The sequence below is a fragment of the Jiella avicenniae genome (assembly GCF_021390325.1).
Taxonomy (GTDB): domain Bacteria; phylum Pseudomonadota; class Alphaproteobacteria; order Rhizobiales; family Rhizobiaceae; genus Jiella; species Jiella avicenniae.
Window position 1 is genome coordinate 21,885 of sequence record NZ_JAJUWU010000022.1, and the last position, 11,977, is coordinate 33,861.

Consider the following 11,977-nt stretch of genomic DNA (forward strand, 5'->3'; position numbering starts at 1 on the left):
CGAAGACGGAGGGTCAGGCCGCGGCCTTGTTGATCCCGCCTTCGGCGAGTTCGGTCATGGTGCGATCGCCATGGGCCGTCGCGTCGAGGCACTTCTGCAGCTTCGCTGCGTCGTCCTTCAATCCGAGCCGCTTGGCGAAGGCGACGAGGCAGCCGTAGCCGGCAATGCCGTAATGGGCCATGCGCTGGTACTGGGTGATGATCATCGCATCGCGCGCATCGGCGTCGGAAATGTCCTCTTCAAGGCCGTGCGATCGCGCCTCCTTGACCAGACCTTCCATCCCCTTGCAGAACTCGTCGGCGGGATTTTCGCCGTGCGCCTTGATGATCTCCGCAAGGGTCGAGCGGCCCTGATTGATCCCTTCCACGCCGGCGTTGAGCGCCTCCTTCAGCTTGGCATCGTGCGCGGCCCCGGCGAGTTCCTTCGTGACCTTCGCGGCCTGGGAATCGGCGCTGTAGATGTCCTGCAGCTGGTCGATGTAGATGTCCTTGAGATTGGCGAGAGCCATCGTCGTCTCCTTGCAAATGGTCTTCCGGTCGAAGTGGCGGCTCACTCGGCCATGCCGGGCGACGGTCCGTCACGCTCCCCGGAACGTTTCATGTCTAGAAGAGGCGTGGGCGGCTCGGTGTTCCGGGCCCCTGCTTCCAGCTTGTTTGCCTGGCTACGGAATTCCTGCGAGCTGCCGGCGAGACGTCTCCGCGACAATGGGTGGGAGCGCATCGACGACTGCGGGATTATAGTCGAGCGGACATGCGCGAATGCCTACAACGAAACGGCGGGACATGAATCAGCTCGGCAGCGACGGACGTTCGAATCGGCGGTTCGACTTCGTCACCTTCATGCGGGAAAGCCAGCGTCTGAGGCTCGCGACGCTGGTCCGCTTGCGTTGGCTCTGCGTTGCCGGACAGACGATCGCCTGCGTCTTCGTCGCCTGGGTTCTCTGGTGGCCCTATCCGATCGCGCCCTGCTTCGCCCTGATCGGAGTTTCGCTTGCCCTCAACCTCTATCTCGCCAGTCGTTACTCGGGGAGTTACCGGCTTTCTTCGAAGGCCGCGCTCGCGGTGCTGACGTTCGACATCGTCCAGCCCGCGGGACTGCTGATGCTGACCGGCGGAATACAGAACCCGTTCACGGTGTTTCTCATCGCACCGGCGGTGATCGCTTCCGCCACACAGCCGCCGGTCACCGTGGCCGCGATCACCGGCTTTGCGGTGGCGGCGACGACGCTGTTGGCGACCCTGCACATGCCGCTGCCATGGCCGCAGCCGGGCGGGTTGGTCCTGCCGTCCAGCTACATCGGTGGCCTGTGGTTCGCGGTGGTCGCCACGCTGGTCTTCGCGACGGTCTACATCTACCGCGTCGCCGCAGAAGCCCGCACTCTCGCAGACGCCCTTTCGGCGACCGAGCTGGTTCTGCAGCGCGAGCAGCATCTCTCCGCCCTCGACGGGCTGGCCGCGGCTGCCGCCCACGAACTCGGGACACCTCTGTCCACCATCGCTCTCGTCGCGAAAGAGATGCAGCGCGCGATCCCGAAAGGGCAGCCGATGTCGGACGACGTCACTTTGCTTGTCGAGCAGTCGGAACGCTGCCGCCTGATCCTGCGGCGGCTGTCTTCGCTGTCCTCCTCGAGCGAAAGCCACCTCGCCAAGCTCACGGTCATGGCGCTGATCGAGGAAGTGGCTGACCCGCATCGCAATTTCGGGGTGCAGCTGGACGTCGAGGTGGTCGAATCCGTCGGGGGCGAGCCGGTGTCGGCACGCAACGCGGCAGTCATTTCCGGCGTCGGCAACATCGTCGAAAACGCCGTCGATTTCGCCGAGTCGTCCGTGGTGATCCGTGCGGGCTGGAACCAGACCTCCGTCTGGATCGACGTTCTGGACGATGGCCCGGGCTTCCCGGTCGCCGTCCTCGACCGGATCGGCGAGCCTTACATGGCGCGCCGCGACGCACGCGATCAGCGAAGCGGGGGTGGTCTCGGTCTCGGGCTGTTCATCGCCGTGACGTTGCTGCAGCGCTCGGGTGCCACCGTCAAGATCGAGAACCGACCGAAAAAGGGGGCGATCGCGTCCATCGTCTGGTCCCGCGCCGCATACGCCTCGGATTTGCCGGGACATCAAAACACCTGATTCGCACCTTCATCGCCTCGGGGAAAAGACACCGTCCTCGTTGATGCGGTTCGATGTCGCAGCCAAGGCGGTGCATCGAGCGGTGACGATCTCCCGTTTCGGCTCACGAACGACCGCGCGTGCCGCGAGACGAGGGTGGCGAAAGCGTCTCGGGCGGCTGCCTCGATCGGCGCGAGTGGGCCGTCCGTTTGCTGCATCGGAGTTCTCGTGGAACGCGAGAACTCCTGCGGCACAGGGGATAGGCGAGCCGAGCGGATGGCGCCGAAGCGGGCCGGAATTGCGAGCGAGGCCGAGACTTGCCGCGTTGCCTCGTATCGAGGCCACCGCTGCAAGCTTCGCGCCCACAACTTTGCCGTCAATTTCAGCAGCTTGCCACAAGAACGTGCAGATCAAAAAAATTTTAGTTCACGCTTGCTGCATCCGCGCGATTAGTCGCACCGTAGCTGCGGCGTCCATTGGTCGCATCCGGTCGTGCCGGTGCCACTCCGATGTCGCCCGCGGTGGCGAAGGCTGGCGAAACGCCAGGAATGAAAAGCGTCAATCATGCCGGAGCGGTTCGGCAATCAAGGAATGAGGAAACCGGGGCGTAGAATGCTGGATCAACCTGCTCTGTCTTTCGAAATGCCGTTACCCATCAGTGATCCGACGCTCTTGCTGGTGGATGACGACAAGCCTTTCCTGTGTCGCATGAGCCGTGCGCTGGACCAGCGCGGGTTCCTCGTGCGGACCGCCGACAGCATCGCCCAGGGACTCAGCGCGCTCGAAGACAGCGCCCCCGCCCATGCGGTGGTCGACATGCGTCTCGCCGACGGCAATGGGCTGGAAGTCGTGGCGGCTCTGCAGCGCAAACGGCCCGATGCCAGGGCGATCATTCTGACCGGCTATGGAAACATCGCCACCGCCGTCACGGCCGTGAAACTCGGAGCGATCGATTATCTCGCCAAGCCGGCCGACGCGGACGACGTAACCGCGGCGCTGCTGCGGTCTGCCGGCTTCACCGTCGAGGTGCCGGAAAACCCGATGTCGGCCGACCGCGTCCGCTGGGAGCACATCCAACGCGTGTACGAACTGTGCGACCGCAACGTTTCGGAGACGGCGCGCCGTCTTTCCATGCATCGGCGGACGCTGCAGCGAATCCTCGCCAAGCGCGCGCCTCGCTGAGGCCGAAGTCGGCGAACAGCCTCGCGGCCTCTTTTCGGCGCGTTCTCCGCGAGCGCTCGGCGCCTCCTGTCCCATTTCGGGGCAGCCGGCGTGGGGCTGCATCGACTCTCCTGGACCAGGAAAAAGACGGCCCGAAGCCATGACGCTTCGAGACCGCCCCCGCGTTGCGCAGGGAACCGCGGGCCCGCAGCCCAGCATCGCCGCACAATTTCCAAGGCAATGGCGTGAGACCGTCGGGCGCTCGGGCGTTTGGACGGTCCGCGCTCGTTTCCGGTGCGCTGTCATGCAGATTTTATTAAAAATCACAATGTGCCAACATGAGATCGTGTTGTCGCAAAGTATAACAAAAACAAAATCCATTCGATGAGCCGATAATCGCCATATGATCGGCGTTTTTCCGACGTTTGTTCTGCGAGCAAATCGATTTTTCGATGAAATTTTCGATTTTCACTTGGAACGAAAGGAATTCACGGTAATTGTGGGTAAATGAAGCGTAAACGTCGGAGTTGAATTTGTCATGACCATCGCCAACGCCGAGGCTGGTTCCTGGGTCAAGCCGGACCCGATGAGCAATCCGCGTAGTATCGAACGCAGGTTCCGGGCCAACCGCTTCCGTCACGTCCGGCAGCTTCTGGAGGCGGCGCTGGCGGAGAGGGATCGGGTCGAGGTTCTCGATCTCGGCGGCACGGAAGCCTACTGGGCGATCGCCGAGGATTTCCTGGCCGAGCATCGCGGCCGCATCGGCATCACGCTGGTCAACAACGAGCCGATCCCGGAACCCAAGAACGCGGCGCTGAGCGCGGTTTCGGGCGATGCCTGCGACGCCGGCCTCTTTGCCGGCAGGCGTTTCGATCTCGTCCATTCCAATTCGGTGATCGAACATGTGGGTGAGGTCGACCGGATGCAGGCCTTCGCCGACAACGTCCGGCGGCTTTCGGATCGCTATTTCGTCCAGACGCCGAACTTCTGGTTTCCCCTCGAGCCGCATTTCCGCGTGCTCGGCTTCCAGTGGCTGCCGCTTTCGCTGCGCGTCGCGCTCATGCAGCGGCGCAATCTCGGCTTTTTCCCGCGGGCCGAAAGCCACGAGGAGGCCTGGCGCAACGTCGCCGAGATCCGCCTGCTCGATCGCAGGCTGATGCGCCGCCTGTTTCCCGAGGCGGATCTGCGGGACGAACGCGTCGCCGGCCTGACGAAGTCGCTCATGGCCGTGCGCGATCGAACCTGACGCGGGCTTCGCCTGTCGAAACGGCCGACCGGTCGGGCAGGGGTGCTGAAAGCCGTTCAATCTGCGACGCCGGGCCGGCGTCGCAGTCGCAATTCACGCGTGGCCGGCGTCTTCCGCCGCCTTGCGGTAGACCTCGACCGGCCCCTTCAGCTTGATGGTCAGCGGCTTGCCCTTGCGGTCGAGGGCCTTGCCGGCCTGAACGCGGATCCAGCCTTCGCTGACGCAATATTCCTCGACATTGGTCTTCTCTTCGCCCTTGAACCGGACGCCGACGCCATTCGCGAGTGCCGCCTCGTCGTAATGGGGGCTGTCGGGGTCGATGCTGAGGCGGTCGGGAAGGTCGTCGTTCGTCATCTTTCGCACTCCGTTTGCGTTTTCGGAGCGTCCCTAAGCACGAAAAGGGGCGTTTCGAAAATGGGTCTGCCGTTTCCACTCGGCTGCCGACGATGGACGGGTTCCGGCGAAGCGGGGATCGGCGTCGGACGAAACGGAGCGTCTCACATCCGCAGGGACCGACCCGTCGCTTGCGTCGTCGCCTGCGTCGTCCGGACCGCTGGATGAGAGAGCGCTTTTCCAGCAATGCGGTCGGAAGACGGCGCCGGCCATCTTCATGTCCGGTTCATGTGGCAAGCCTCAGTTTTGGCAACGATGCTTTTTTCGTTGGGACTGGCGAGTCGCTGCGCGCGGCCGTCTGTCTGCTGGCGATGGGCAAAACGCCGATGCGGCTGAAACGGCGAAGGCAAAGGACGATCGAACTGATGACGAAACTGCGACGCGCTAGCCTTTCCGCCTTCATCGTGGCGGGAGTGGCGTCCGGCCCCGCCGGCGCCGGGCCTCTCGACGGCGAAGCCACCGTGCGCCTGGCGCAGGGCTTCGATTCCGCCGTACCGGACGAGGCCGTCGAGGTCTATGTCGATCAATACGGCCAGCGTGTCTTTCTCGATCGCAGCGGCCGGGTCGTCGGCGTCGAGCAGCCGAGGCGCCGCGGTTTTCAGCGCCGGCGCGATCGCTTCGAGGAACGTCGCGGTGCGATCATCGACGCGCCGCCGCCTCCGGGCGTGACGCTGGAGGGCCGGGTCGACGTTCCGCCGCGCGACGGATATGCGCCGCGAGGCGACGGCTTCGATCGGCCGCAGACGATCGACCCCTATGACGATCCGGGCTTCGACCAGAACGATGGCGGTTACGGCGACCGGGACTATTACGACCAGGGTCCCGTCGAGGCGTCGCCCCTGCCGGCGCCGGGAAGCCCGGCCGTGAGCGATGACGACGCCCTCCGCGAGGCCGGACTGCCGCAGGCCGAGCCGGACCTCGCCGATCCGGGCGCGGAGGGGCCGTTGCCCGATTCGCTCGAGTCACAGCCGCTCCCCAATGGTGAAGGCCAGCCGATCACCGAGTCCAATCCCGCCCCGGCCGTCGCTTCGCCCGGCGGCAAGAACGACAAGGCGCAGGTCGCCGCGTTGCAGATCCTGCTCGACCGCGCTGGCATGTCGCCCGGCGTCATCGACGGGCGCATGGGGTCGAACGTCAACAAGGCGGTCGCGGCCTATCGGGAGAAGTTCAGCAAGACCCTCGAGACCGGCAATCCACAGGCGCTCGCCGAAGAGCTGGACGCCACGGGCGGCCCGGCGATCATCGAGTATGAAATCACCAACGAGGACGCCACCGGTCCCTATGTCGCGTCGATCCCGTCCGACTACGGCGAAAAGGCGAAGCTGCCGGAATTGAGCTACGAGCGCGTCTCCGAGCGCCTCGCCGAGCGCTTCCACATGGACGAGGCCTATCTGAAGGCGATCAATCCCGACGCCGACTTCGACCGGGCCGGCACTCGCATCAAGGTGGCCAACGTCGCTTCCAACGCGACCGGTGACGTGGCCCGGATCATTGCCGACAAGGGCCGCGAGCAGGTGCGGGCCTATGGCGCCGACGGAACGCTGATCGCGGCCTATCCGGCAACGATCGGCTCGACCGATACGCCGTCGCCCTCCGGCACGGTCCAGGTCAACCGCATCGCCTTCAATCCGAACTACACCTACAATCCGAAGATCAATTTCAAACAGGGCGCGAACGACAAGGTTCTGACCATCCCGCCCGGTCCGAACGGTCCGGTCGGCTCGATCTGGATCGCCCTGTCGAAGCCGACCTACGGCATTCACGGAACGCCGGAACCGTCGCAGATCGGCAAGACCAACAGCCATGGCTGCGTCCGGTTGACCAACTGGGACGCCACGGAACTTGCCAAGATGGTGAAGCCGGGCGTGACGGTCGAATTCGTCGAATAGCGGGAACTTGCCCTCCGACGTCCCGCAGGCCGCGCTCGTCGAGGGATGGGTGCGGCCTTTGCCATAGTGCGTCGCCGTCCGTTCGCCGCATCCGGAGATGCGGCCGCTCTATTTGCCGGGAACGAACCCTCGTCGCCCGACCTTTACGACGGACGGCGGCTGGCAGCGGCGTCGTCGGGCCGAAGAGGGGGGCGGCAGGGTTCATGCGTATTCCGGTTTCGTCGCTGTCTTCGCGCCGCAGAGGGCGTTTTCCGGCCACGCCGCGCGTCAGGACGTTTTTGTCGCGGTGGTCCCGCTTCTGCAGTCGAGTGGCACACGCGCGCCCGACCAGGATTGCGGTCGTCGTGCTCGTCACTCTCGGCGGGGCCATGTCGGCTGCGGCGGCTGAGCTGCCGGACGCGGCCGATGCCCCGAAGCCCGCCCCGCGGCCGGACGGCGAGGTTGCTGTGGCAACAGAAGACCGTGGGACACCCGGCCGTGCCGCGGCGAAGCTCGACGAGACCTCCCGAACCGAAGCCGATCCGGCCGTCCGCAAAGGCCCTCTCGACCCTGCGCCAAACAAAGCGAGGCCCGGGCCACTGCCCGAGACCGGTCCCGTTCCGGAGCGTCGGCCGGAGGCTCCGGCCCCCCGGAGTGCGGCTTCGGGGGGATTTTCCCCCGATGGATCGGGGAGGCCGCCGGAAACGACCACCGAGGGTCTCAAATCCGCCGCCGTCACGATCACGCCGGAACTCGCCGTCGAAGCGGCTGCGGCCGTCGTCGAGGCAAAGGCGTGCGAAACCGAACTCGAGCGACGCGGCGTGGAGTTCGATCGCGGCGAGAGCATTTCGGAGGGGCATTGCGGGGTGCTCCGGCCGATCGCCATCCGCAGCCTGTCGGACGGAACGAAGGTCGAGCCCGAGACCGAGGTCCTCTGCGGCACCGCGCTCGCTCTCGACGACTGGGTGAGACAGGCGGCCGCGCCGGCAGCACGCGAGATCTTCGGCGGCCGCACGCTGTCCGGCATCGATCAGGTCTCGACCTATGTCTGCCGGCCCCGCGCTTCGGAGGACAAGGTCTCGGAACACGCCCGCGGCAGCGCGATCGACGTCGGCGGTTTCGTTCTCAGCGACGGCACCACCGTCGCGGTCCGTGCCGTCGAGGCCGGCACCGTCTCGGCAGCGCGCTCGGACGCGGCCGGCAGGACGGAGGCGTTGGACACGGATGCGGGTGAAAAACCCGGCGACGACCGCGCGACGGCCGGTGGCGCCGAAGCGAGAGCAGGGGACTCGGCCGTTCCGTCGTCGATTGAGCGCGATTCGAAGTCGGGCGGCCCGGCATCGTCCGCCGACAGCGAGGCGGCGCGCGAAGGAGCGTTTCTGGGCCGGGTGCGCGACGCCGCCTGCGGGCCGTTCAAGACCGTGCTCGGCCCCGGCACCGATGCCGATCACGCCACCCATTTCCATCTCGACATGGCCGCACGGCACGGCGGCGCGACCTACTGCAAATAGGGTCGGTCGACCCGCCGGCGGCCGATGCGGGCGCGCCGATCGCGGCAAGACGACGAAAGAGTTCGTTTATTGCGCCGCGAGCAGCGGCGCGTCGACATGCTCTTCGAGCAGCGCGTCGATGCGCTCGCGCTCGCGCTTGAAGGTGATCAGATCGTCGCCCTTGAGGATCTGGCCGGGCGGGATCTTGATGCGCATCGGATCGACGGGCTTGCCGTTCACGTGCACTTCGAAATGCAGGTGGTTGCCGGTCGACAGTCCGGTCGAGCCGACATAGCCGATCACCTGTCCCTGACGGACGCGCTGCCCGACCTTGAGCGACTTGGCAAAGCCGCTCTGGTGCGAATAGGTCGTCTCGTAGCCGTTGGCGTGACGGATTTCGGTGTGGCGGCCATAGCCGCTTTCCCAGCCGACCTTGGTGACGACGCCGTCGGCGGCGGCGAAGATCGGCGAGCCGCGGGGGGCGGCCCAGTCGATGCCCCAGTGGGGGCGGTTGTAGCCGAGGACCGGATGCCTGCGGCCGGTGGAAAATCCCGAGGTGAAGCGGGCGACGGGGACGGGCTTGCGGAGCAGGAACTGCCCGGCGCTCTGGCCCTCCTCGTCGAAATAACCCGCAACGCCCGTCTCGTCGGGACGGAAGCGATAGTAGCGCTTGGCGAAATCGCCGACATGGACCTCGACATAGAGGATGTCGGCGGGGTCCTCGCCGTCGCCGTCGCGGCTCATCGAGTAGAAGACCACGAGCCGGTCGCTCGGCGACAGGCGCGACTGCAGGTCGACGTCGGTCGCCACCATGTGGATCAGCTGGCGGCACATGCGCACGTCGAGCCCGTAGGACAGCGCCGCCTGGAAGAGGCCGTCGTAGATCGTCGGCATGTCGCCGCGGATCGGCGCCTCGCTTTCGTTCTCGTCGATCGCCTCGGTGACCGAGTCCGACATCTCCGGCGATTGCGAGGGCTCGAAGGGGCCGTCCCGCGTGGCCGCGACCGTGGCGACGTGGGTGCCTGCCCGGTAGGCCGACAGGCGAACGACCTCGCCGTCCGGCGGCGTTTCGTCGGCGTCCGTCCGCGGTGGCGTCTCGACGCCGATGCGCAACGCATCGCCCGGCTCGAGCGAATCGGCGCCGAGCTGCTCGGACAGCGCGTCCACGGCCGCCTTCGCCGCCTCGTCGTCGTGGCCGGCACGGCTCAGCATGTCGGCGATCGGCGCCTTCTGGCGAAACGGCACGATCTCCTCGTGGAAGCGCGGCCGGTCGTCGATCGCATCGGCGACGGCATAGGAAACGTTCTGCGCCACCACGCGAAAGGCCGAGCCCGGCTCGTATTCGCCGGCAGGATCGGGGCCGAGACCGAAGCGGAACGGATCGACGGTGCCGAGCGAGGCGACCTGCACGGGCTGGCTGCCGAGACGCGGCGCGACCGAGCGCACGAGGTTTTCCGCCGCCGTCGCGTCGAGCTCGACGTTCCGCTGATAGGCGACCGGATCGAAGTCGAAATTCGAGACCTTGAGCCTCACCTCGGATTCGACGCGGGAGCCGTAAATCTTCGCCGGTTCGTCTTCGTCCGCCTCGCTCTCGCCGTCCTCGTCGGTGGCATAGACTTTGAGCGGGTCGAAGCTCGGATAGTCGGTCGTGGCGGGATAGCGGGCGGCGAGCAGCATGTTGACGTAGCCGAAGGGGAGGGTGCGCAGCACCTCCCGGTCGCCCTTGCGGGTCAGCGTCGACAATTCCATGATCTGCCGCGAACGGGCGACGGGAAGCGCCGTCGCGACGACGCGCTCGCCCTTGGCGAGGTCCTCCCCGTCGATCGCCGATGCGGCCGCGGCGACGGCCGGCCGCGCGGCGCCCTGATGTCCGTCGAGCGCCGCCGACAGGGCGATTCCCATCAGCGTCGTCGAGGTGACGCCCGTCAAGAGCGTGCCCGCCAGCCAGCGCGCCGAGACCTGCCGCTTGTCCGGCCGGCGGCGTCGATCGGCGACGAGAGCGGGCTCGTCACCGAGATTGGGACGGAAACCCGAACTGTCGGACGGCGGTCGATTCATGCCTCTCCCCAGAAGGACGCTCCGGCGTCTTACGCCGGGCATCCCGTCGCACTGGTCCAACAAGGTGGCGAAAACCCGGCGGGGACCCGCGGACACGCCTGCTTTCCCGACGATGCGCCCCATTCGAATAGACGAGTGCCGGCCTCGCCTCAAGCGCCGGGCCCCGGCGCCATTGTGGAAAGATCCGCTTCGCCTCGCCCACGCCCCGCCTTTACAGGCCGGCCCCGGAGCAGACGAGGCCTTCGCGTTCGCCGGCCAGACGGACCGCGAGGCTTTTTCCCAGGGAGGCCTCTCTCCCTGCATACGCCCTCGCGTATGCGCGGCGTCACCTCATGTCTCGGTGTCTCACGCCGCGACGCCGGCCTGCTTCGAAGGCCTCACGGCTTCGAAGCAGGCCGACTGCCGACCCCGGCAGGGCGCGCGCGGCGTAGCCCCTTGGGGAGACGAAAGCTGCGCCGCAGGCTCCCTTTCCCGCCCTCGCTCCCGCAAAACGGCCGAGCCGCCGGGGCCGGGGCAAGGCATCGCAACCCGCGGGGGGAGGGGGCCTCCGACGAGGACCGCGGGAGGACGAGCGCTGTCGATCCGCCGCCTGAGGCGGGCGCCCGCTCGTCGACGCCGAAGCAACCGCGGGCCATCTGTCGAGGCCGCCCGCCCGGACGGACTTTTCGTCCAAACTGCAGGGCTCCGGGGCCGCAGGAGCGAGCCCGAGGGGCCCCCGCGAGGTTTTTTGAAGTTTTTGCGAAATGGTCGTTGACAGGGCCCGGAAGCATCTCCTATATGGCGTTCATCGACGACGGCGGTGGCGCCGGGCCGCTCCAGACGGAGCGGACAGCCTCCGGTTCCGGAGAGAAATCTCCAACCGGGTGGTTTTCGCGCCTCCACTGTCGATCTCTTTTGAGTTTTGTCGACGGGTTCGGCCTTCACCTTGAGGGCTCGTAATCTTTCGCATTTCTCGGACGCCGCTGAAGCGGCGTGTTCTTTGACATTGTTGGTAGTAGAGACAAGAAAGAGAAGCGTGGGCGGCGCGGGATCTGCGGCCTTTGACTGATTGGTATCCTTTCCGATTGGTCGAGGGTTTTGGAGACGACCTGGTCGTGACATGTTTCTTGGATGAGAATTGTTTCTTCGGTCTGTTTGACGGATTTGCCGGATCTTCGGGTTTGGCGGGGCGTCGTGGGCCGGAGGACGACGGCATCCTTCGTCGCCTGGCCCCGCAGGATTGCGGGATCGGGCTTTCGGTCGTTCCGGAGCTTTCGGGCTTTGGTCGATCGGGCAGGGGTGTCGAGGAGAATTCTCGTCAAGCTTTGAGACAGTGACGGCCGGGACAATCTCTCATCAAACCTGAGAGTTTGATCCTGGCTCAGAACGAACGCTGGCGGCAGGCTTAACACATGCAAGTCGAACGCATCCTTCGGGGTGAGTGGCAGACGGGTGAGTAACGCGTGGGAATCTACCCTGATCTACGGGATAGCTCCGGGAAACTGGAATTAATACCGTATGTGTCCTTCGGGAGAAAGATTTATCGGTTCAGGATGAGCCCGCGTTGGATTAGCTAGTTGGTGGGGTAATGGCCTACCAAGGCGACGATCCATAGCTGGTCTAAGAGGATGATCAGCCACATTGGGACTGAGACACGGCCCAAACTCCTACGGGAGG

The 11,977-nt window shown here is 65.9% G+C and carries 8 protein-coding genes and 1 rRNA gene; 6 read left to right on the forward strand and 3 right to left on the reverse strand.

What is annotated here, in order from left to right:
* Window positions 1-13 precede the first annotated feature (13 nt).
* Window positions 14-508, reverse strand: a complete 495-nt coding sequence (locus tag LZD57_RS19770; protein WP_233721306.1) for a YciE/YciF ferroxidase family protein — start codon at window positions 506-508, stop codon at window positions 14-16.
* Between the two features lie 274 nt (window positions 509-782).
* Between LZD57_RS19770 and LZD57_RS19775 the strand changes: the two genes are divergently transcribed.
* From LZD57_RS19775 to LZD57_RS19785, 3 genes are all read left to right on the forward strand, one after another.
* Window positions 783-2,126: an ActS/PrrB/RegB family redox-sensitive histidine kinase gene (locus tag LZD57_RS19775; RefSeq protein WP_233721307.1), complete on the forward strand. Its 1,344-nt coding sequence runs from the start codon at window positions 783-785 to the stop codon at window positions 2,124-2,126.
* A gap of 591 nt (window positions 2,127-2,717) precedes the next feature.
* The gene (locus tag LZD57_RS19780; protein WP_233721308.1) at window positions 2,718-3,287 is read left to right on the forward strand and encodes an ActR/PrrA/RegA family redox response regulator transcription factor; all 570 of its coding nucleotides are present in this window, start codon (window positions 2,718-2,720) and stop codon (window positions 3,285-3,287) included.
* 517 nt (window positions 3,288-3,804) lie between these two features.
* Entirely contained in the window at window positions 3,805-4,512 is a 708-nt protein-coding gene (locus LZD57_RS19785; RefSeq protein WP_233721309.1) for a class I SAM-dependent methyltransferase, read from the forward strand.
* A gap of 93 nt (window positions 4,513-4,605) precedes the next feature.
* Here LZD57_RS19785 and LZD57_RS19790 read toward each other — a convergent pair whose 3' ends face one another.
* Window positions 4,606-4,866 (reverse strand): DUF3297 family protein, encoded by a 261-nt coding sequence (locus LZD57_RS19790; protein WP_233721310.1) that lies wholly within the window; start codon window positions 4,864-4,866, stop codon window positions 4,606-4,608.
* Window positions 4,867-5,270: 404 nt separating this feature from the next.
* Here LZD57_RS19790 and LZD57_RS19795 point away from each other — a divergent pair, with 404 nt between their 5' ends.
* Together LZD57_RS19795 and LZD57_RS19800 are read left to right on the forward strand one after the other, a co-directional pair.
* On the forward strand, window positions 5,271-6,794 hold the full coding sequence (locus LZD57_RS19795; RefSeq protein ID WP_233721311.1) for a L,D-transpeptidase family protein: 1,524 nt from the start codon (window positions 5,271-5,273) through the stop codon (window positions 6,792-6,794).
* 368 nt (window positions 6,795-7,162) lie between these two features.
* On the forward strand, window positions 7,163-8,284 hold the full coding sequence (locus LZD57_RS19800; protein ID WP_420844838.1) for an extensin-like domain-containing protein: 1,122 nt from the start codon (window positions 7,163-7,165) through the stop codon (window positions 8,282-8,284).
* A 66-nt stretch (window positions 8,285-8,350) separates the two neighbouring features.
* On the opposite strand, the gene LZD57_RS19810 is transcribed toward LZD57_RS19800, so the two are convergent.
* Window positions 8,351-10,321, reverse strand: coding sequence for a M23 family metallopeptidase (locus LZD57_RS19810; protein ID WP_233721312.1), 1,971 nt, complete (start codon window positions 10,319-10,321; stop codon window positions 8,351-8,353).
* A gap of 1,337 nt (window positions 10,322-11,658) precedes the next feature.
* Here LZD57_RS19810 and LZD57_RS19815 point away from each other — a divergent pair.
* A 16S ribosomal RNA gene (locus LZD57_RS19815) occupies window positions 11,659-11,977 on the forward strand; the annotation flags it as partial.